A 23069-nucleotide genomic window follows, 5' to 3' on the forward strand; every position below is an offset into this window, starting at 1 on the left:
GGTGCAGCGTTGTGCCTGTAAATTAGTGAAAAGCCCAAAGGAGAGGGAAAGTAATGGACGATTTTAGCCCGTCAGATTTAAAAACTATTTTGCATTCGAAGCGCGCCAACATGTATTACCTCGAATATTGCCGAGTAATGCAAAAAGACGGCCGAGTGCTGTATTTAACGGAATCACTTTCAAGTAAAGGGAATGAAAATCAGTATTTTAATATTCCCATTGCTAACACCACAGTAGTGCTGCTTGGTAATGGCACATCCATCACTCAAGCGGCAATGCGCATGCTTGCTCAAGCTGGGGTATTAGTCGGTTTTAGTGGCGGTGGTGGTACACCCTTACATATGGCCTGTGAAGTTGAGTGGTTTACGCCACAAAGTGAATATCGGCCCACAGAATACTTACATGGTTGGATGCAGTTTTGGTTTGATGATGATAAGCGCTTAGTGACTGCAAAGCAGTTTCAACAAGCGCGCATTACGTATTTACAAACCGTATGGCAAAAAGATCGAGATTTAAAAGGCGAGGGATTCGATTTTGACAGCGCACAAATACAAACCGCCCTCGACACGTTTCATACCCGAACCGATGCTGCCAAAAAGCAATCAGACTTATTACTTACAGAAGCCCAGTTAACCAAAGTGCTTTATAAATACGCGGCGAATAATACCCATGCACAGGGGTTTACCCGTCAACATCAACCCGAAAATAACAGCACCAGTAAAGCCAATGACTTTCTAAATCATGGTAATTACTTGGCTTATGGCCTAGCGGCAAGTTGTTTGTGGGTGCTCGGTATACCGCATGGCTTTGCGGTGATGCATGGAAAAACCCGCAGGGGAGCTTTGATATTCGACGTAGCCGACTTAATTAAAGATGCTGTTGTTTTACCTTGGGCTTTTGTATGTGCTAAAGAAAACGCCACAGAGCAAGAATTTCGCCAGCAAGTATTGCAAGCCTTTACCGATCATAAATCGTTAGATTTTATGTTTGATACAGTAAAGCGTGTTGCACTACAAACATACACCACAGAACACATTGAGGCCAACCAATTATGATGGTGACGTTTGTATCACAGTGTGGAAAAAACGCGTTAAAAAAGACCCGACGCGTGCTCGACGCATTCGCAAACCGAATTGGTGACAACACATGGCAAACTTTGATCACAGAAGATGGCCTGTTAACGGTTAAAAAAATGCTGCGCAAAACAGCCAGCCGTAGCACTGCGGTGAGCTGTCATTGGTTGCGTTCACGTTCGAGAAGTCAGTTGTTATGGGTGGTGGGGAACAGGTCTAAATTTAATAGTGAGGGCGTAGTCGCGGTAAACAGAACTTCACTCAACTTAGACCATAAAGAATGGGAGCAAGGCTGGTATTTAAATGAAATCGTGGTTTTGGCTTCAAGTATCGCTGGGTTATTTCATGACTTTGGTAAGGCCAATGATTTATTTCAGCAAAAGTTAAAAGGGTTAACTGAGTCAAAAGGTGAGCCTTATCGCCATGAATGGGTGTCACTGCGCTTATTTGAGGCATTTGCAAAAGAGAAAACAGATAACGATTGGTTAAGTCAATTAGCCAGTGCATTTGAGTCTGGTCAAGGGACGCATATTGAGAAGGAGGTGCTAGGTAAATTATTTACTGACGAGAAAGGCAGTCAACGGGCGTTTGATAACCTTGCACCTTTTGCCAAGTTAGTGGGCTGGTTGATTGTATCCCATCATCGATTACCTATGGCGAATGGTGACTCAGTTCAAATTAGTGATATTGATAAGTGGCTTTCTCATTGTTTTGATTGTCACTGGAATTCACCTAATGCTATTGACCTTGATAAATATAGCGCGAAGACCTTGTCTAAAAACTGGTTATTTAGCCAAGGTACCCCGTTTATGAGTAAACCTTGGCAACATAAAGCGAGTCGCTTAGCACAAAGGGCTTTAAATACACCTTTATTATTCACAGACGAAATTCAGTGGTTTGAACAACGCTTTGTAAGCCACATGGCTAGACTGTCGCTCATGCTTGCTGATCATTACTATTCTTCATTGCCTATTGAAAAGTCAAAAGTTGTATGGCGAGATAAACACTTCACAGCGATTGCCAATACAGATAGGCAAAACACTCAGAAAACCTGTTATAAACCAAAGCAACATCTAGATGAACATAATATTGGTGTCGCTGTTAATGCACAGCGATTTGCACAAAATTTGCCAGCGCTAAAATATACGTTACCCAGAATTGCACAGCATAAATTATTTAGTAAACACGCGGAGCATGAAAAATATCGTTGGCAAAATAGTGCTTTTTCTCATGCAAAAGCCATTGCAACGTCGACCGAAAAACAGGGGTTTTTTGGTGTAAATATGGCATCAACTGGCTGTGGGAAAACGATTGCTAATGCGCGAGTCATGTACGGGTTAGCCAATGAAAAAGAAGGCTGTCGCTTTTCGGTTGCACTTGGTTTGCGTACATTGACATTACAAACGGGTGACGCTTATCGCGCGTTATTGAAACTTGGAGATGATGAGCTAGCTGTATTGGTTGGCTCGCAAGCTGTCAAAACATTACATCAACTTAATAAAGAACCAGAAAAAACTCATTCAGGAAGTGAATCATCGGATGCGTTGTTTGAGCAGTTATTTGTGAGCTATGAAGGCCAAATATACGATGGTCGCTTGAAGCATTGGTTGAGTACGAGCCCTAAGTTAGAGCAGCTAATTAGCGCACCAGTATTAGTGAGCACTATTGACCACTTGATGCCAGCGACAGAGAGTAAACGAGGTGGAAAACAAATAGCACCTATGTTGCGTTTACTGACCTCTGATCTGGTTTTGGATGAGCCCGATGATTTTGGTTTAGAAGACTTACCCGCATTATGTCGATTAGTTAACTGGGCTGGCATGTTAGGATCTCGGGTATTACTTTCCTCAGCAACGCTGCCGCCATCATTAATTAAAGCATTGTTTGATGCTTACCGTGCTGGACGCAAGCACTTTAATCAAGCTCAGTATTCCCAAAATAGAGATATGCCCATTCACTGTGCTTGGTTTGACGAATTTAAAAGTCAAACAATTGAAATTATTGACAAAGAAAGCTTTATAGCTGAACACAGAAAATTTATTAAAAAGCGCGTAGACAATCTCACTCGTGAACAAAAAGTATTACGCAAAGGCGACATCATCAACATTAAACCTCATGTATTAGAGTCTGGTGCTAACGGTGATGTTGTGTGTGAGTTTTTAAGCACCGCACACGCTATTTACGACCATATGCACCAATTACACCAAGCGCATCATATAGTGCACGACTCGGGTAAAAAAGTCTCGTTAGGTGTGGTACGTATGGCCAATATTAACCCTATGGTGGAAGTCGCTAAACGATTAATGCAGATAAAGCCTCAAGCAGATCACCATATTCACTTTTGTGTTTATCATTCACAGTTTCCTTTGGCATTACGCTCATTTAAAGAAAGTCGCTTAGACAAGGCATTGAGTCGCCATGATGAACGGCAGCTATGGCAACAACCAGAAATACAAGCAGTGATAAACAATAGCACGATTAAAAATCATATGTTTGTTGTGGTTGGCACATCTGTGGTGGAAGTCGGCCGTGATCACGATTACGACTGGGCAATCGCCGAGCCGAGCTCTATGCGTTCTATTATTCAGTTAGCCGGCAGAGTACAAAGGCACCGCCAGCAAGTACCAAACACGAGCAATGTACGGGTGCTAAATAAAAACATCCGAGCTTTGAAAAATGAACACCCAGCTTATTGTAAGCCTGGTTTTGAAAGTAAAGTTTTGCCGTTAGCAGCACACGACTTAAATGAGCTCATTACTCACGAATTAGCGAATATTTCTGCAATATCTCGGATCATAGAGCCCAAATTTATCCCCAGAGATTTTGAAGCATCGAAAAAATATGGCCCTGCATATGCGGTGAGTAATTTTATGGTTCAGGAACACCGTTCGTTACGCTTTCATTTAGAAGTTATGAATGGTGAAAAACTTGGCAAGACGTTTTATCGTAATTACAAAGAAGCTGATATTTGGTGGCATGACGCCACGGCTACGCATGCGAGTTGGAGTGGGGAATTTATTCGTCAAACTGAGTTTAGGCAATCTCAAATGCAAGAAGCGTTCATTTTACGTATCAATGAAGATGAGTTATTCATATGGAGTCAGTTAGACACCACGCAAAAACCCTATGTGTATACACCTAAAAATAGCCGTTTTAATCACGAAGACATGACGTTAGCACCAGGATGTCATTGGTGGTTTGATGATACGCTAACAGATATTTATCAACACTTTGCTGAAGCCTTGAATTGCACTCAGCAAAAAGCCAGTGAGAAATTAGGTGAAATAAATTTAAGAGCAGAAAAAGAAGAGCAACTGATCACATGGTCATGGCATCCGCAATTGGGTGTTTATGAACAACCAAAAAGTAAGGAAAACCAATGGAATTGACTTTAAGTGATGCGATTGCCGATTATATCGAGCAGCGCAAACAAGTTAAATTAGAGCCTCTGCAAAAGGCGCGCGATAAGGTATTGGATAAAACAGATGACCCCACCGCTATAAGTGTTGCTAGCGCGCAATATCACGAGTCTGCTGCGCCAATTGAAGAAGCGTTTAAAGCGATTAATTGGTTAACCGATGCGGCTAGGCGGGCGAAACAAATTAGTTTGGCAACACATGCGGCCAAGTTTACGCATAGTGATGCCAAAGCAAGCAGTATTTTAGTCACCGAATTTGAACAAGATAAAATCGGCTATATCACCACGGCGAGCTTAACTAAAAAAGCCATTGATGCAGTGGGCAATGCTGCGGTACTTGATGTGGCAAAGCTTTTAAAAATATCGGTTAATAACCAAAGCTTAGTTGATCAGCTACAGAGTAAACATGTTAATGCGTTAAAGGCGTTTACTGACGATCCTGCGCTACTTAGTGAGTGGCGAGCAGGTTTTGAAAAAGCACTCGGGGATGAAAATATTGCAGGTCACACCCTCACTAAGCAGCTCTATTACCCTGTTAATTTAGGAAATGATGAGGCAGGGTATCACTTGTTATGCCCGTTGTTTTCATCATCTCTTGCGCATGAGCTATATCAGCAAGTGAGAAAAACCCGATTTGGCGACTCTAAAGAAATTCGTGATGCACGAAAAAAAGGGTACTTTCATGCGGAGTTGGCAGAGAGCTTTCCATCGACCGCAGTACAAAAGTTTGGTGGCTCTAAACCGCAGAATATTTCTCAGTTAAACAGCGAGCGCTATGGGCAAAGTTTTTTGCTCAATTGCGCCCCTCCGACGTATCAGGCTCAAAACACTCCTCCTATGGCTAGCAGCACTATTTTTAATCGTGAATTTAGCTATGAAACGTCTGCTTTGACACGCGAATTTAAAGCATTTTTAACGGGCCTCACCGAGCAAGATAGAAATTTTAAAACCCGCTATAGGCGAGACTATGGCTTTGTTCAGCCACTCCTAGATAGCTTATTTAACTATGCGGTAAAAATTCAAAACTTAAGTGAGTATGCTGGTTGGTCAAATGACAGTGAATGCCAAATGAAACGTGAGCATGTACTTTGGTTAGATGTAAATAACCAACAGGTTGCTTTTCAAAGTGCCAGGGAAAAGGGCGATTGGTTAGAGGTTGTGGCCAATGATTTTGCGCTTTGGTTATTACGTAAGCTTGAAAATACACAATGTTATTTACTGGGAGATGTTGAGCACAAATATTTTAAAAAGCTGTGTTTAAGCGAATTGAAAGCGTTTGAGCGTCATACACCAAAGTTGGGGGAGCAATAATATGCAGCAGTACATTTTACTGAAAAAGCTCAGAGTACAAAATGCAAATGCCATTGCAGGTTTAACCTATGGTTTTCCTGCAATAACAAATTTTTTGGGCTTTGCGCATGCGCTGTCTCGCAAATTACCTGCAAACTTACAGATAACGTTGGGTGGAGTGGCAGTAATTAGCCATAAGAATGATGTACATGCTCGTCAGCCAAAAGGTTGGGGGGATTATGTGTTTGCATTAACACGTAATCCACTTACACAACAGGGAAAGACTGTACCAATTAACGAAGAAGGGCGTATGAATATGCAACTTTCTTTATTGATTGAAGTAGAAGGCTTAGTCGCGGGCGATAAAACAACACAGCAAGCGCTAGTAGAAGAACTGACTACTTTGATCCCTTCATTGCGCTTGGCAGGTGGCCAGATAACTGAGTTTGAGTCTTGCGAAGTTCTGAACGACGAAGCGGCACAACAAAAGGCTCTGAGACGTTTAATGCCTGGCTTTGTGTTATTAGATAGGAGCGATTATCTTGAAGCCCACTTTTTGCAATTGCAAGCCAAGCAGGAAAGCGCCAGCCGCTTTGACGCTTGGTGCGATTTTTCGAAACTAAAATACCAAGCAACAGCTTTAAAGGCTGAGCAACTAGACGATGAACAATCAACTTCTATTGAACAAGATGAATTAAGCATAAACCTGAAAGCCACATGGGCATATTTAGCAAAGCCTAATGCAGGCTACTTAGTGCCAATAGCGGCGGGTTATTACGCAATTTCAGAGTTGTACTCAGCGGGTGATGTAGACAAAGTGCGCGATAAAACTGTGCCAGTAACCTTTGCTGAAACGGCTTATAGTGTTGGAGAGTGGCAAAGTGTGCATCGGCTAAAAGAGATTAATACTGGTGTGTGGCGTTATACCCATCAATTTCCTTGGTACTTAGTTAAAGCGCAATCAACTAGCCTTGAGGTTGTTGACCCTGATATAGACGAAAGTGCGAGTGACGACGCATTTGACCCAGACTTTATGTAATAAACGGAGATTTAAACATGACAGACGCAAAACTTAAAACACCTTCAGTATTGGCTTTTGAAGCCAAATTAATTCCTTCAGACGCATTGATGTTCGCCGGTAATGAGGCTGATGCATGTTGGGAGCCAATCATCGTTGGTGAAAAAGCAGTACGAGGTACGATTTCAAATCGACTCAAAGCAGCGAAGGCCAATGATCCAGCAAAATTAGATGCGGAAGTATCAAAAGCTAACTTACAAACGGTTGATGTGGCCGCTTTAACTCATAATACTGACACGTTAAAGCTGGTGTTTACGTTGAGAGTATTAAACAACTTACATATGCCTTCAACGTGTAATGACCCCAGATATCAGTCTGCATTGGCATCACTAGTAAAACAATATCAAACCGATACAGAGTTTAAAGAACTTGCAAAACGCTATGCCCACAATATTGCGAATGGTCGTTTTTTATGGCGTAACAGAGTGGGGGCTGAACAAGTCAAAGTGGTCGTGAGTGCTGAAGGAAAACAGTTCACTTTTGATAGTTACGATTTTAGCTTGAGAGAGTTTGAAGAGAATTCACAAATTGCCGAGTTAGCCCAGATAATACAATTGGGTTTAATTGAAAAACATGCATTTATTAAAGTCGAGGCCTACAGCAAGTTGGGGCAAGGCCAAGCTGTATACCCATCGCAAGAGCTGGTTATGGGAGGAGAAAAAGGTGATAAAAGTAAGTTTTTATATCAGCTAGGTGGACAAGCTGCCATGCACTCACAAAAAATTGGTAATGCCCTGCGAACGATAGATACATGGCACCCTGAAGCGGGTGAAATTGGGGCAATTGCTGTAGAGCCATACGGTTCAGTGACTAATCGCGGGGCGGCATATAGGCAACCCAAAGAGAAAAATGATTTTTATAATTTATTAGATGCATGGTTATTAAAAGGTAAAGTCCCAGCGATTGACCAACAGCATTACATTATGGCGATGTTAATTCGAGGCGGCGTGTTCGGTGAATAAGGAGTTGTAATGAATTACTACCAAGAAATCACTTTATTACCGGACGCAGAGATCTCACTGGGATTTATCTGGCAAAATGTGTTTCAACAAGTGCATATTGCGCTTGTTGAACATAAAGTTGCGCAAAATCGTTCCGACATTGCGGTTGGTTTTCCTCAATATCAGAAAGTTAAGTTTCCACTAGGCAGCAAATTACGGCTGTTCGCTAAGGAGCAATCGCAATTAGAGCGCTTGAATATAGCAAAGTGGTTAAACCGACTTGAAGATTACGCGCATGTTAAAGGTATAAAACCTGTGCCAGATGAGGTCAGTTATGTGAGTTTTACGCGAAAAAATGTTAAAAGCCCTGAGCGTATTGAACGTGAAATGGCAGAAAAAGCTCAGCGGTGGTCTCAAAAAAGCGGTAAGCCATTAGAGGAATGCCTAGCTGAACTTGAGCAGACAAAACCTGAGTTAAATATCAAGCACCCCTTTATCTTTTTGCATAGCCAACAGACCAAAGCGAAAGCACCAGGTAAAAACAGTAAGTACCCACTATTTGTTACTATGCAAGAACGCGAGAATGATACAAATGGCACATTTGATTGTTACGGATTGAACGCAAAGGTAAATGATGAAAACTCGGCTGGGTGCGTGCCTCAGTTCTAATAAAAGAAAGGGTTTTTTACCCTTTATTTTTGCTCTTTAAAAATTGGCAATAAAAACAATAAGTTGTGACATGCTATTTTTAACAAGGTAAAAATAGGTTTTTTACCTTAATAGTCTGTTGCAACTTATCTTTTTTCATTTATTCTATACTTCACTGCCACGCAGGCAGCTTAGAAATTTGCCGCCACTAATACGCTCAGGCATAACAACTTCACTGCCACGCAGGCAGCTTAGAAATAATGGCCTGCGCGCCTGAAATGTATGGTTATCTTCACTGCCACGCAGGCAGCTTAGAAAGGTAATTAAGTATTCAAGACTTGCGCTAATTACTTCACTGCCACGCAGGCAGCTTAGAAATTGCACATCAAATGAGTTTGCTTGAACGTTAGCTTCACTGCCACGCAGGCAGCTTAGAAATTACTTCTGTACACTGCTATCGCATCAACTTCCTTCACTGCCACGCAGGCAGCTTAGAAAAGGTTTTAAAGTTAATCATATCCATATCTGAGCTTCACTGCCACGCAGGCAGCTTAGAAAAATAAAATCATCGAGCCAATCTGAGTTTTCATCTTCACTGCCACGCAGGCAGCTTAGAAAAGTATAAAGATTTGTCTGTCGATGCTTCGTACCTTCACTGCCACGCAGGCAGCTTAGAAATTTAGTGCTTGCAGAGGGTGGCAAACGGTACACTTCACTGCCACGCAGGCAGCTTAGAAAACTCCAATTCATCAACATGGATACTCTCAATTCTTCACTGCCACGCAGGCAGCTTAGAAAAGCAACGGATGGGCGTATACCCGAATCAATATCTTCACTGCCACGCAGGCAGCTTAGAAAACTTTGTGAACCGTGAATTTGAATGATTGGCACTTCACTGCCACGCAGGCAGCTTAGAAATCAATGGCGACTTGCAATCACTCAACTCAGCCCTTCACTGCCACGCAGGCAGCTTAGAAATGACTATGACGGCCCACAAACAATACAGTTAACTTCACTGCCACGCAGGCAGCTTAGAAACAAAGCGCTGCGCTGTCTTCAATACATTGGATCTTCACTGCCACGCAGGCAGCTTAGAAAACTTGGATGAACCAAGCAGAGTTTCCGAATATCTTCACTGCCACGCAGGCAGCTTAGAAATCAACTCAGCCTACGAAGGTTTGCAGATAGTCCTTCACTGCCACGCAGGCAGCTTAGAAACTAAATTTTAGGCTGCTGTCCCAGTTGCTGTCCTTCACTGCCACGCAGGCAGCTTAGAAACCTGACGCGTCCACAAATTCAGGCATGTTGTTCTTCACTGCCACGCAGGCAGCTTAGAAATCAATCGGGGGCCGTAAATGTCTTAAGTGCGACTTCACTGCCACGCAGGCAGCTTAGAAAAGCCGCATATTTATAATTGGCTTAATGGCAATCTTCACTGCCACGCAGGCAGCTTAGAAAATATGGTACCACTCAGTGCAAATGGGATACGTCTTCACTGCCACGCAGGCAGCTTAGAAAACCTCTTGCGTTTTTACATCAATTGAAAAGGCCTTCACTGCCACGCAGGCAGCTTAGAAAATCATACTGTCTTCAGTTTGACTTGACGTTAGCTTCACTGCCACGCAGGCAGCTTAGAAATTATTAGCCCGTAGTTATTGCGTTCAATTTGCCTTCACTGCCACGCAGGCAGCTTAGAAACAAATTGAGGCTGCTTTCAAATCAAGCGTGGCATTCACTGCCGCACAGGCAGCTTAGAAAAGAAACAGACACCTCGCCACCATCTTTCACAGATTCACTGCCGCACAGGCAGCTTAGGTGATGAGTGACCGAAACGTTTTCGTTTCATAGAGGGTGCAGCACTTCGATGTGAGGTGATACAAACCCCGTCTTCCTGACGCAGGTCAGGATCCACAATATCGCATATGTTTCAACATGGACCCTGAAACCAGTTCAGGGCGACGAAGTTGGGTGATTCGAACACAGGCAGCTTAGAGGTTTCGCGTATGTCTCAATCACCTCGTTCTTGTGTTCACTGCCACGCAGGCAGCTTAGGTGATGAGTGGCCGAAACGCTTTCGTTTTCATAGGTGGCGCGGCACTTCGATGTGAGGTCGTACACATTCCGTCTTCCTGACGCAGGTCAGGATCTACAATACCGCATATGTTTCAATATGGACCCTGAAACCAGTTCAGGGCGACGAAGGTGGGGAAGGTGGGGCAAGGGCGACGAAGGTTTAGTTTAAGATGAAGGATAGGGACACAGAGCGTTTTTTATGGCTTAGTGTTGAAGTAACAGTAGCAACTAAAAATATCGTTGTAAGTTGGGCTTACTATGCTGACTCAGGCGCTTTAGATATTGCTTTCTCAGGTTTATCCTTGCCATTTTGAATTTGGGCTGCGTGTTGCTGTGAATACATAAAAAACCATATGTGCCTTCTTCGCTGTGTCATTTTTTTCATAGTGCAAACCCTTTGCATGACTTATTTCACTTTCCCCGAAGGGGGTTCTATTTGGTACTTCACAGTGTACCGTGGGCCTATTTAATAGCACATATGCGATAAGGTGTCACAGTTTTGCTTATGAAATATTTTCTGGTGTTATGCTTATTTATTGACTAGGTTTCCGGTTTGTTTAGAAGCGCGTTAGCGGGCAATGCGACTTCGACCAATGTACCTTGGTTTAGTTCACTGAAGCATTTTATGGTGCCGTTGAAATGTTGATGAATAATGTTGTACGCAATGCTTAAACCTAATCCAACTGCGCCATCTTGTATGGACGTGGTATAAAAAGGGTCGAAAATTTTGTCAATGAGCTCAGGGGCGATGCCTTGCCCATTATCTTGACAGCGAATAATGAGACGTTGCTCAATAAGATGGTAACTCAAGCGAACTTCTTTAGAGGCCTGTTCGGTAAATGCATGCTGTAATGCGTTATGTATTAATATCAGTAACACTTGGTTAAGCGAATTTGAACTGGCGAAAATATGGAGGGAGTCTTGAGAGTCTAAGTACAAACTGATGTTTTTGGTTTGGGCTTGTGTTGCGGCTACTGCGATAACTTGTTTGCATAGTGTATGTAAGTCAATTTTACCGATTTGTGTATCACTGCTATTTGCTGCTACTTGTTTAAATTGTTGAATTAATTCGGCGGTTCTGTGCAGGTTTGGGGTCATTAAGTCATGTGCTTGTTGGTAGCGCTCAATAAATACTTCTAAAGTTTGGCGTTTAAGTTGGTTGCTGGTGAAATCGAGCTCTAGTTTTTTGAAGTCTTCATCTAATGTTGAAAGTGCCGTCATGGCAATGCCTAATGGGGTATTTACTTGATGAGCAACTCCCGCGACCAGATGTCCAAGACTGGCCATTTTCTCTTGCATAACCAGCTTTTCTTGGGTGGTTTTTAATTGCTCTACACTGAATTTTAGTTGATCATGTACTTCAATTAAATTTTGATGTGACTTGGCATTAGCAAGTGCAATCGCGGCATATGATGCGAGTGTTTCAAGTACGGTAATATCATTTTTAGAGTAGCTGTTTTCTCTAAAACTTTGCATACCAATTACGCCAATGACTTGTTTTTGAATGCTCATTGGAACATAAATCATAGAGACCGCTTGTGCACCGGTTTTGCCATTGCTGAGCGTGTGAATAGCTGAGTCTGGGTTTGGGTGATACAACTCAAATTGCAGGTCATAATTATTGATTAAAATACTTTGGTTATTAATGGCGCAATGTACCGCAAGCTGGCCAAGGTTATTCAAAGAGCGCTTATATGTTTCAAACCGTATACCTTGCTCTGTTGCAAACTCAAAGACCAAATGTTCTCTGTCTTGATCAATTAAGCCAATACCAAAGGTGTCAGCACACGCTATTCCGGCCATGTGCTCATAAATATCATGAAACACTTCATCTAACGTTAAATGACTGGTGAATTGCCGACCTATTTTGTTAATTGCAGCGAGCTCTTGGGTACGCTGACCAACTAATACTTCCAAATATTTTGCCCGAGCTTTAACAATATCAATGCGCCATTTAAACAACCCACTGATAATTAAGGTAACACTCATGGCAATCAGTAACTTAAACCACTGGGTTTGCCAAAATGCCGGCATAACATTGATAGGCAGCTTTAGGGGTTTAACTTGTCCAGCAAGGTTATTATAGTGTGCACGTACTTCTAATTGGTAATGTCCTGGGGTTAAATTTGTGTAACTGATCCATCGACTATTTTCATCTAAAGGCAGCCAGTGCTCGTCTAAACCAATAAGTCGATATTCGTAGGTAATGTGTTTCGCGTACACTAAATCAATAGCAGCGATTTGGGCACTGAATGTGCGCCCATTAGGGTCTAACGTCGGCACTGTATCGGTGGGTACGGCATAAGTCTTTCCTCCTTGTCGCCATTTACGTATCACAATCTCGCTGTTATGGGTTGGGGCATTGTAGCCGTCAGGTTCAACGATGAGTACGCCTCGGGTACCGCCAAACAACATGGCACGGCTGGTTTTTTGCGCATAAGATCCGAGCCAAGTTGTACCAATACTGGCCCCTTCGTCTGCGCCATATTGATGTAACTGACTTTTATCAAACTCTAAAATTGTGGCGCCGCTCCATAAGCGACCATTACTGTCTATTAATGCATTACCACCAGGTTTATAAGAGCCTAGCCCCATCGCGTTTTGTTTATCAAAAAATTGGGGCGTATCTGCATTGGCATTGGGAATTTCATCAAACCCGGTTGATGTGACCACGTATAACCCATCTGCTTTATTGGTGATCAACCCCAGTACATAATTGTTACTAATATCACTGTTATGGGCGCTATATTGTTCAAATAACGTGGCATTAGGTCTTAATCTAAACAATCCCAAATGGCACGTAACCCAGAGGTTTCCAAACTTATCTTCGTATAGGTTGGTAATACTATCGAGTAAAGGCTGGTTATCAGGTTTATTAATAAAATCGCAACGGGAGAATGCATCATTTATGATACATGCACCTCTGTTCGTGCCAACTGCAATTCGACCATCACTCAACCCCAATAATCGAAAAATGGAGACAGACTGTAACCCTGCTATTTTTTGTGTAATGGCCTTTTGGTTGGGAATATCAAGTCGCATAATACCCTGTGCATGTGTGCCAGCCCACACTGTGCCTGAGTCGTCTTGCGTTAAAGCGATAACGCTGGTGAGCTGTTCGCCGCTCACGGTTTTAGAAATATGGGCAATTTTACCTTTATAAGGGTTAAATATGTCGATCCCTCCATTTTTACTGCCAAACACCCAATGGCCGTTGTTGAGTATGGTTACGGCGCGGATATTTCCATTGCTTAATCCGGTGTTGGTCATTAATGAGTGGCGAATGTGTGCGAAATGTCCGGTGCTGTTTAGGTCTAAGCGTTGCAGCCCCCCGCCCCAACTGCCGATCCACAATGAATTATCAGGACCTTTAATTATTTTGCCTAAATCGTTAAAGGTGAGGCTAGATATGTTTGATGGGTCGTGCACGAATTGGCGTAAGAAAGTCTGTGATTGAACGTCAAACAACCAAATACCTTCACCGTAATTTGACGCCCAAATATATCCATCATCTGACAATACGGCATTTCTAAAATAAGACTTCTGCGCCGTGCTAGGCATGTTCTTTGGCGCTGATACATGGTTTTTACCATCCCAAATCCACAGTCCTCTGTGGGTGCTAATCCAGTAGCTACCGTGTTGGTCGGCAATAATGTCTCTTACATTTAAATGTGATACGGCAGCAATAGTTTGTACTGAATCATTTTTTATTTCTACCACACCATAGGTGCCTGCGATCCAAATAACATTGGGACTGGGCTCAAAAATACGATAGGTAATGCCGGTTATATTATGAGGTAAGGCATATAATTGACTCACTTTACCTGTTTTATCTAGTTTATTAACACCTTTGTCGTGCCCTACCCATATAGACTGCTGTGAGTCAACGAATACACTGCGTAAAGAGTTACTGGCCAATTTTGCAGGAACAGTTGTGGTGTTATAGCGGGTTACTTTGGCATTTTTAGGGTTTAGACTGGCCAGTCCGTTACTGCGAGTGGCAAGCCAAATAAGGCCTGACGCTTGCTCTGCGATGCTAAAAATATAGGAGCCCGGTAAGCTGTTGATATCGTCTTTTTTATGCTTATATCGATTGAAGTGATAGCCATCATATTCGACTAGGCCGCTTTGAGTCGTCAACCACAATACGCCATTATTGCTGACCAACCCTGAGGTAACAACCCCATTAATGATTTGCTCTTCATCATCAATGTTTTGAAAAGCGGGCTGGCTAAATGGGAAGTTAACGAGTGGGCTGGCATTGGCATAGCCAAATGCGCCAATGAGCAGAGTAAACTTGACCATTGCTGATAAAATACTATTTCCATAGCGGCTTTTCATCCATGCAACAGAGCAAATACGCACTGGTTTTCTTTTCATAGTTGTTACCCTGTTCGGGATGATCAAAGTATACGCTATCAGTATTAAATGCCAATTATTGCAGCATTAAAAACGATATGAGACAAATGAGGGAGAATTATGAATACCCACTTCTATTTCGTTTTTTAATGATGATGGGTGGTATTGCGTGTGTACATTATACCTATTTTTCGAATTACCTTATTAAAAGTAGGTACAACCGAGCACATATCAATAACGACTAAAGTGTAAGCCCCCACCATGTTATAACAATATCTAATAGTGTATAAGTATGGCACTTACAGCGTGACCTGCGCAGGTTTATATACATTAAATCTATGGAAAATCAGTGTGGCGTACAACAAGTAACAATAATAAGCACAGTGCTGGTGATAAAAAACACCAACACTGTGCTTATATTTAGAAGGTTTGGTTGCATTCATATGTCTCAATTATAAATTGAGCGTGTGGTCAATGTTTACATGAGCAATAAAAGCAGGGTCATGACTGACGAGTAATATGGCACCTTGATAGTGTCTGAGTGCGCTGGCGAGTTGGTGTTTTGCGTCAGCATCTAAGTGATTATCCGGCTCGTCGAGTAATAATATAGGTTGATTGGGTTGATGACTTACAATGAGCATAGCTAATTTCATTTTTTGCCCGCCACTTATATGCATTGTAATGGTGTGAACATGGTCTTTTTTGAAGCCAATACCTGCCAGTAAGGTACGCGCTTCACTTATACTAAGAGTTGGGCAAAGCGAAGTCAAATTGTCTAATACGCTGTGATTGAGCTTGAGCAACTGATAGTTTTGATCTAAACAAAAGGTCGTTGCATTGAGCTGCAATGTGCCCGACGTAGCTGGTATTTTTTGTTGTAACACATTCAATAAGGTTGATTTTCCAGCGCCATTGTTGGCACTAATATGCCATTTCTCACCCTCACGTACGACAAGATCAACGGTGGATTGTGTGCCATAGGGGAGTTGTAGTTGTAGCGCTCTTATTAAGGTTTTTCTTTTGCGGGTTACGTGCGACTGTAATGCAAAATGGGTAAGTACAGTGTTGGTCTGTTTAGCAAGGAGTAGATTGGCTTTGTGTGTTAGTTTAGCATGTTGTTGCATGGCCGTGATTTTTTGGCGCTTTGTATTGGCTGAGGCGTGGTCTTTTTTGGCATCCAATAACACTTTTGCTTGGCTACCTTGCTTACGTAAGGCATTACCTTGTGCTGCGCGTTGTTGGGCTTTTTCATGATTTGTTTGTGTAGCCAATTGTAACTTACGTTGTTCGCGTTTCATGTGATTAATTTGCTGATTTAAAGCCTGCTCAAGGCGTCCTTTGTGCTCTAAAAAATCGTGATAACTGCCTGAAAATGCCGTTAAACCATGGGGAGTAAGTTCATAAATTTCCGTCATTTCCTGCAGGAGTAGTGGGTCATGACTAACAATTAATATTGCGCCACTAAATGATAGCAATTGCTCAATCAGCCACCGTTTCCCCTGGAGATCTAAATGGTTGGAAGGTTCATCGAGGATGAGGGCTTGATGGTTGGCGTTAAACAACTGCCATAATTTTAATCGTGCAAGTTGACCACCACTTAGGCTACGGCAGTGCTGCCAGTAATCAGTACTAATATTAAGCGCATTAAGTTGTGTTTTGAGCTGCTCAGCCAATAACCAGTTATCACCAACAGTGGCAAAGTCTTTAGGGTCGCAACTCCCCATGGAGATAGCATCTAAGGCATGTAAATTCGCTGAAAGCCCTAAAAATTCGGCAATGGTCAATGTTGACGTGGGCGATTTTTCTTCGTGATGCTGGGTAAAATAGCCAATATTTGTATGACAAACCACGTCACCTTGAGTTGGGGGGATCTCACCTCGAATTACTTTAATTAATAAGGATTTACCTATGCCATTACGACCAACAAGTGCTGCACGCGATGCCGTTAAGTTCCAAGATAAATTGTGAAAAAGGGCGTCTCCACCTGAGAGCTGCAAACTGAGATTATGAATTTTAAAAATGGGCACAATGAGCCTCCTGATAAAAACAGGCGCAGTGAGGTAGTCAATATGCGAGATGTTGCGACACTGTCGCGAACTTATTTAATAGGTATAGAGCTACGCCCACTAACCCTGTAGATCCAAAAAAGAATGAGAATTCGGATAACAGGACTTAGTTGTTCATGACGGCGTACACTCCACAATAGAAAGAGGCACCCAGTGTAATGGATTTATCAATAAAAATTCAAGCGCTTACTGATGTTTAATAGCTGGCTCTATAGGCTTTTGGTCAGCTCAGCAAAGAGTCAAGAGCGTTTTTTGTAATAGAGCATCAAAATTACGAACGTTCAGTTATTATGGTAAAAGGTGACGTTTTCGTTATTCATGATGGTGATAAGCAATTGCATTGGTGAGGCCGTTGGCTGTGGTAGCCAGAGTACTCTGGCTACGCTTAGCGCTAAGGTCATATTAAGCTAGCAACCCGAGGTGTAATCCCAGCATTTCCATGCACCAGTACATAATCGTGTATCGTCGCATTGCCGCATTGTATCGCAAAATGCTTAATTTGGGCCACCTCCAGCTATTTTTGGTGTTTGCGCATGACCTAAGCCTTTACCTTCTTGGTATAAACATTTTAAGTGAGTCTTAGTCAGTTTTAGTTTCATAAGTATTTCCTTCTATTCTGATGTTAAATTACTACCCAACATAAATTGCATACAATATATTGTCAATGTGTTTTCAATTCATTTACAGTGCACCGCTGTCGGCTTGCGTCATATTATTATGAGTTTAATTGCTGTGATGTTAAGAAGCTTGGCCAAGCTATTACGCGTTATGGAAAAGTGGCGCTCGATGATTGACTGTTAAGGTTTTTAACTAACCTCAGGTTTGGCTAAGGGTTTTGGAATAGAAAATTTTTGCAAACAAACTTACGTACAATCCCATGATGATATTTAGTGCAATATCAAGGCGCTTTTATGCAGTAATAGCGGGCTATTACAAATGAAAGCAACACCGAGAGTGAGAAAAATAGCTTTATTGGACAAATTCGCTTATCCAGAGCTGAGGTTAACTAACGAGTTGCATGTTTACACAACACAGTGGATAAACAATAAGCGTTGGGATTACATGGCTTCGCAATTTATTTATGACACTGAATACACGCTAGTGGTGATAGGTACAAATAGGGAGGTATCGTAGATATAACAAAATGTGATTTCTCGTGTTAAGTTATTAATACGTGAACGGCAAAGGTATTACACTGTGTGGCAACAGCAGCTTGCATTACTCTATAAATCTCAATATCGTAAAATTATTGCGGTGCTCGTCAAGCTCTTTGGTGTTCATAATATTCAGCTTGCTGAAGATGTAGCTCAAGATGCTTTTAATAAGGCATTATTGAAATGGCCAAATGAAATGCCCGATAACCCCTGTGCTTGGTTGCTCACTGTAGCTAAGAATCAAGCCTATGATGTACTACGAAAACAACAAACCCACGACCAATATAGTATGCAAACCATAGCTTGGCAGGCCAGTAACACTCCCCTTGCACGTTCATTGGATGATGCTTTTGCTGAATCACAAATTCAAGATGATCAACTCCGTCTCATTTTTTGTGTATGTCAGTGTGATATCAATATTGAGAATCGCATTGGGTTTGCTCTAAATGTGTTATGTGGACTATCAAGCGCAGCGATCGCAAGAGCATTGTTACTTAAAGAAGAAACAGTAAAAAAAAGACTTTACCGCACAAAAAAACGCTTAGCACAAAGTCAGTTTGAACTGCCAGAAAACCATAAACTTAATGCGTCATTAGAGGCCGTTCACACCATTTTATATCTATTGTTTAATGAAGGGTATTTAAGCTCGAGTGAACGAGAGCCATTTAATGAAATGCTCTGTGCTGATGCCATTGGCATGACTAAACTATTGTTACTTAATGATGATACCTTTAATGGCGAGACCTTAGCGCTATTGGCATTGATGCAGTTTCACTTTGCACGTTTTAACGCTAGAAAAGATAGCCAAGGAAAAGTTGTATCACTTGATTTACAGCAGCGTTCGTTGTGGTGCAAAAGTCTTATCGGTGAAGGGCAAGAGTTATTAGCTTTGTCTTTAGCATATCAACCAAAAATGCTTGGGCGGTTTTTAATTGAAGCACAAATAGCGCAATTACATTGTATGACAGCTGATTTTAAACACACCCCATGGAGTATGATAATTCGTTTGTATTCTATGCTGTATCAAGTAACGGGATCTGCACATGCATTGCTGAATAAAGCGATAGCACTTGGTTATGCAGGGCAATGTGGTGAAGCGATTGGGTCATTGGAAAACCTGACTAACAACAGTGAATTTCAACAAAGCCATGCGCTTGATGCTACTTTAGCACACTTATATGCGCTAAAAGGCGATAGAAATATGGCGTTAATACATGCTGAGTTGGCAAAAAAAAGAGGTGGGACTATATTAGAGCATCAAATTATCCGGCAACAGTTGCAACGCTTGTTGGATGGTTTACATTGATTTAAATATATATGTGCAGTTTAATTAAATGTTATTAGTAAATTAGCAATAAATTGGTTGTGGTTTTTGTTTTTTTAGAATTTAATTTGTTTTTTACTTTTATTTACATAATGTGAATTATGATGTTCTTGTTTTTTATTTGTACCACTAAAGTCTAGCTATTAAGTATTAATTTATTTATATATTTTGTAATTGAGTCAGGAAGGCTCAAATTGATATTATTAAATTATAAGGTAATAAAATGAAAAATACACTGGTAGCAATTGCAGCATTAATGTCTTTCAATACGCTTTCTGCGGATTTAACCTTTCAAAACACAAATGAAATGAGCTATGCAGAAATTAACGATGTAAGAAATAAACTTTCTGATTCTGAATTATTAAAATTTGATAATGCTGTCAACATGCAAATGAGAATGGCTGTAGTATATAATGATATGAACTACCGATCTCAGTATCGAGTTATTGTTGAAGATACGCCAGATTTCCGAGTGATTGGTTTTAATGACAATACCACGGCAATTAAAGTTTATAATGCGATTGGTGTGACTGTTTATCAAAAGGCGAATTATGGTGGTCAATATAGAACGATCATAGGGGATTTAGCCGACTTTAGATTAATTGGTTTTAATGATGATACGAGTTCTATGAAGTTCTTTTAACGGGCATAGCCAATAATGAAGTCGACCTTGTTTGAGGCACTTCATTATTGGGTGAGGTTTGCTTATTGGTTTAAATCACCAGAAATACGGCCTTGGATATTATCGATACTCACGCTACCAGATCCTGCATCTGAAATATGTAAACTGCCAGCGTGGTTTACTTCTATGTCTCCCGAGCCGTCTTCAATCGTGACTTTACCCGCAATTTTTGCCACTGAAATACTGCCACTGTCATCTTCTATTTCAACATTCTTTTGTGCACGGTACACGTTTAAATCACCACTGCCATCATTGATGGAAATATTACCTTGCGCGTTTTTGATATTGAGGCTGCCTGAGCCATCTTTAATGTATATTTCACCCACTGTGTCGTGAACTTTCATATCACCTGAGCCATCCACGATATGAATATCGCCTTGTGCGTTTTTGATATTGAGGCTCCCAGAGCCATCCTTAATATCAATTGCATAGCCACCATTGATATTAATATCACCTGATCCGTCATCAATATTAATATTGTGACCGCCGTTGATATTGATTCCACCGGAATTATCTTCAATGTTGATATGGCTTGTTATTCCCTGAATATGGATGTCGCCAGAGCCATCATCAATATCCAACGCCATAGTCTCTGGTACATAGACGACTAAATCAATACGGGGGCTTTGGTTACCGACGACCCAGACATTACCACTGCGAGAACTGGTTTCCGCAATTAACTTGGCTGTGCTGCCAGAAGTGTCTAATGTAAAAGTGTACCCTGACCCGTCGTAAGTATAAATATCGGCATCAACTTTGATTTCAGACAGGTTTGGCGCGCCTATTACTTTTAAAGAGCCAGCACCAAGGTTGGCATCAAGAGATGTCAGTCCTGCAGTGCTTACTGCCAATTGTTGTGTTTCATGCTTGTCTGCTTTTGCCGCGGCACCGCCAACGTGAACAATACAGCCACTTAAGACTAAAGCTGCACATATTGGAGTAAGAATCTTGATCATCATTTTATTCCTTTGAAGGAGTTTGCTTTTATGTTGAAGAAGCAATCATAATGCCAATAGTTAACTTATTGATAATTAATGTTTTGTAGTTTTTTTATAACGTCCGATGCGGACATCGGACGTCCGTTTAACCAAAAAATCGCCTTTTTGACGAATTAATATTTAGCTGTTGTCGGTACACATGATTTGTCGAATTTCGACTTCAACACCAGGATAATCAAATATTGGGCACGATTTAGCCAATGTGGTTGCATCATTTATATTGTTTGCTCGAATAATTGAGTACCCTGAAACCAATTCTTTGAATTCAGCTGCAGCAATATCAGTTTCAACTTTATCATTTGAAAGTCGCTTACCTGAATAATCAAGTGGTGAACCGCCACTGACGAGTTGTTGAGTCGCTTCTAATTGCGTCATCCATAGCCCCCATTTTTCCATACTTTTGGCCATGTCTTGTTCTGTTGTATTTGCCATCCAATCTGGATCGCCGCCTTTATAAATCAACATAAATTCATTCATGATATATCCTCGTTTTATTAAATGAAGTGTAAGTGTTCTATAAGTAGACGTCGTGAGTGTGTTATCGAGGACAAAGAACAGACATAAATTTATTTTTTTATAGGCACTCAGTATTATGTTTTGACAGTAAAGCGTCTCAGTGGTGTTTGAGCACAGTGGTAGGCCTGTTTTTACGCTTTATAGTTTGTGTTTCGGTTTTTTATTGAGTTGAACTATCACAACCTTCATGTACTCGTTGATTGCCTTTATGCTATTTGACCAATTTTTTATCAGCCTTAATAAGAGCCAGGCTAATTTTCCGGCTCTGTAAATGGGGGCGACTGATGGACGGTAAGTCTTGTTTTAAATGAGGATTGAGGTGAATTGTTATCAAGGTACTTTTTCTCTTGAGTTTCATAGTGCTGGCGCTTCATACTTGATTCATATTGTTTTGATATATTTATAAATAAGCTACATATAAGGGGTTTTCGTGATTAAGTCGATATTTTTAAGCGCTATTTTTGGTGCTTGCATGATCAGTGGGCCGCTTGCAGCGAATGAGTTGTATGATGTAAAAAAAGCCATTCCCTCAGTGCATTTTGATATTCGGTACTTCGGCAGCAATAACTTTGTTGGTACTCAGATTGATGGATATTCCGCCCCCAATTGTTTGTTATCTATTCCTGCTATCGCAGCGTTAAAAGTAGCGCAAACATCGGCTAAACAATTTGGCTTGAGCTTAAAAGTGTTTGATTGTTACCGACCCCAGCGTGCAGTAGATCATTTCGTAAAGTGGGCAAAAGATTTAACCGATAATAAAAATAAAGCGATTTTTTATCCTCAAGTAGAGAAAGCGCAACTTTTTGAGTTGGGGTATATTGCGGCAAAGTCGGGTCACTCTCGTGGCAGCACATTAGATATCACGCTGGTTGATAGCCGCTCAGGCGCTGAACTTGACATGGGAACCGGTTGGGATTTTTTTTCTACGTTATCATGGCCTTCTTCTATGGAAGTCACCACACAGCAAAGAGCAAACCGCATGTTGCTAGCGAGCATTATGGCTAATTCAGGTTTTAAGGGCTTAAAAGAAGAGTGGTGGCACTTTACCTTGAAAAATGAGCCTTTTAAAAATCGTTATTTTGATGATGAAATAGCCGATAACTAAGCGATAATGTATCGTATTATTGCGTGATTGTTATTGGCGGTAATTTGACGCTAAGACAGAAAATATCGATTATTTGAGTTTTTTTGATGTGCATTTGATGAAAAATAGCACGTGTAGGCAATTAAATTGTAATGCCAAACTTAAAGTGACATCTGGTGGTTTTCGGTATTTTAGCGTGCATCTAGATGTGTTTTCATTGAAGTGGATGGCCTCTTTATTTGTTGTTGAATTTGCATTTATTTTGTGATTTATGTAAAAAATTTACATCTAACTCTTTCAATATCTAATACTAAATCATGTTTCAAAACAAGGTGGTATAAACAGCGAGTCATCACTTCTTTGAA

The 23069-nt window shown here is 41.3% G+C and carries 15 protein-coding genes and 1 CRISPR repeat array; of the genes, 11 read left to right on the plus strand and 4 right to left on the minus strand.

Annotation, left to right across the window (positions count from 1 at the left end; translation table 11 throughout):
- The first annotated feature begins 53 nt into the window (after nt 1-53).
- The 7 genes from cas1f (at nt 54) to PAUR_RS19620 (ending at nt 10835) form a co-directional block, all read left to right on the plus strand.
- Entirely contained in the window at nt 54-1055 is a 1002-nt protein-coding gene (cas1f, locus tag PAUR_RS19590; RefSeq protein WP_192509418.1) for a type I-F CRISPR-associated endonuclease Cas1f, read from the plus strand.
- Complete coding sequence (cas3f, locus tag PAUR_RS19595; protein WP_192509419.1) at nt 1052-4462, plus strand: type I-F CRISPR-associated helicase Cas3f; 3411 nt, start codon at nt 1052-1054, stop codon at nt 4460-4462. Before cas1f ends, cas3f begins: the two co-directional genes overlap by 4 nt.
- Nucleotides 4453-5802, plus strand: a complete 1350-nt coding sequence (gene csy1 / locus PAUR_RS19600) for a type I-F CRISPR-associated protein Csy1 (RefSeq protein WP_192509420.1) — start codon at nt 4453-4455, stop codon at nt 5800-5802. The genes cas3f and csy1 overlap by 10 nt, the downstream gene beginning before the upstream one ends.
- A gap of 1 nt (nt 5803) precedes the next feature.
- Complete coding sequence (gene csy2 / locus PAUR_RS19605; protein ID WP_192509421.1) at nt 5804-6820, plus strand: type I-F CRISPR-associated protein Csy2; 1017 nt, start codon at nt 5804-5806, stop codon at nt 6818-6820.
- A gap of 17 nt (nt 6821-6837) precedes the next feature.
- A complete protein-coding gene (gene csy3, locus PAUR_RS19610) occupies nt 6838-7821 on the plus strand; it encodes a type I-F CRISPR-associated protein Csy3 (RefSeq protein ID WP_192509422.1) in 984 nt (327 codons plus the stop codon).
- Nucleotides 7822-7830: 9 nt separating this feature from the next.
- Nucleotides 7831-8469 carry a type I-F CRISPR-associated endoribonuclease Cas6/Csy4 gene (gene cas6f / locus PAUR_RS19615; protein ID WP_192509423.1) on the plus strand — a complete coding sequence of 213 codons (639 nt, stop codon included), beginning with the start codon at nt 7831-7833 and terminating at the stop codon, nt 8467-8469.
- A 149-nt stretch (nt 8470-8618) separates the two neighbouring features.
- Nucleotides 8619-10206: direct repeats of the CRISPR family, unit length 28 nt; unit sequence CTTCACTGCCACGCAGGCAGCTTAGAAA.
- Nucleotides 10207-10691: 485 nt separating this feature from the next.
- The gene (locus PAUR_RS19620; RefSeq protein WP_192509424.1) at nt 10692-10835 is read left to right on the plus strand and encodes a hypothetical protein; all 144 of its coding nucleotides are present in this window, start codon (nt 10692-10694) and stop codon (nt 10833-10835) included.
- A gap of 226 nt (nt 10836-11061) precedes the next feature.
- On the opposite strand, the gene PAUR_RS19625 is transcribed toward PAUR_RS19620, so the two are convergent.
- Nucleotides 11062-14901 (minus strand): sensor histidine kinase, encoded by a 3840-nt coding sequence (locus PAUR_RS19625; RefSeq protein ID WP_192509425.1) that lies wholly within the window; start codon nt 14899-14901, stop codon nt 11062-11064.
- 431 nt (nt 14902-15332) lie between these two features.
- Entirely contained in the window at nt 15333-16907 is a 1575-nt protein-coding gene (locus PAUR_RS19630; protein WP_192509426.1) for an ATP-binding cassette domain-containing protein, read from the minus strand.
- Nucleotides 16908-17882: 975 nt separating this feature from the next.
- Here PAUR_RS19630 and PAUR_RS19635 point away from each other — a divergent pair.
- From PAUR_RS19635 to PAUR_RS19645, 3 genes are all read left to right on the plus strand, one after another.
- The gene (locus PAUR_RS19635; protein ID WP_192509427.1) at nt 17883-18080 is read left to right on the plus strand and encodes a hypothetical protein; all 198 of its coding nucleotides are present in this window, start codon (nt 17883-17885) and stop codon (nt 18078-18080) included.
- Between the two features lie 63 nt (nt 18081-18143).
- Entirely contained in the window at nt 18144-19406 is a 1263-nt protein-coding gene (locus tag PAUR_RS19640) for an RNA polymerase sigma factor (RefSeq protein ID WP_192509428.1), read from the plus strand.
- A gap of 241 nt (nt 19407-19647) precedes the next feature.
- A complete protein-coding gene (locus PAUR_RS19645) occupies nt 19648-20067 on the plus strand; it encodes a hypothetical protein (protein WP_192509429.1) in 420 nt (139 codons plus the stop codon).
- Nucleotides 20068-20129: 62 nt separating this feature from the next.
- On the opposite strand, the gene PAUR_RS19650 is transcribed toward PAUR_RS19645, so the two are convergent.
- Together PAUR_RS19650 and PAUR_RS19655 are read right to left on the minus strand one after the other, a co-directional pair.
- Nucleotides 20130-21065 carry a DUF4097 family beta strand repeat-containing protein gene (locus PAUR_RS19650; protein ID WP_192509430.1) on the minus strand — a complete coding sequence of 312 codons (936 nt, stop codon included), beginning with the start codon at nt 21063-21065 and terminating at the stop codon, nt 20130-20132.
- 159 nt (nt 21066-21224) lie between these two features.
- Nucleotides 21225-21581, minus strand: a complete 357-nt coding sequence (locus PAUR_RS19655) for a YciI family protein (protein WP_192509431.1) — start codon at nt 21579-21581, stop codon at nt 21225-21227.
- Between the two features lie 469 nt (nt 21582-22050).
- Here PAUR_RS19655 and PAUR_RS19660 point away from each other — a divergent pair, with 469 nt between their 5' ends.
- On the plus strand, nt 22051-22725 hold the full coding sequence (locus PAUR_RS19660; RefSeq protein ID WP_318782640.1) for a M15 family metallopeptidase: 675 nt from the start codon (nt 22051-22053) through the stop codon (nt 22723-22725).
- Nucleotides 22726-23069: the final 344 nt, after the last annotated feature.

It is taken from the genome of Pseudoalteromonas aurantia 208 (assembly GCF_014858725.1).
GTDB classification, from domain to species: Bacteria; Pseudomonadota; Gammaproteobacteria; order Enterobacterales; family Alteromonadaceae; genus Pseudoalteromonas; species Pseudoalteromonas aurantia.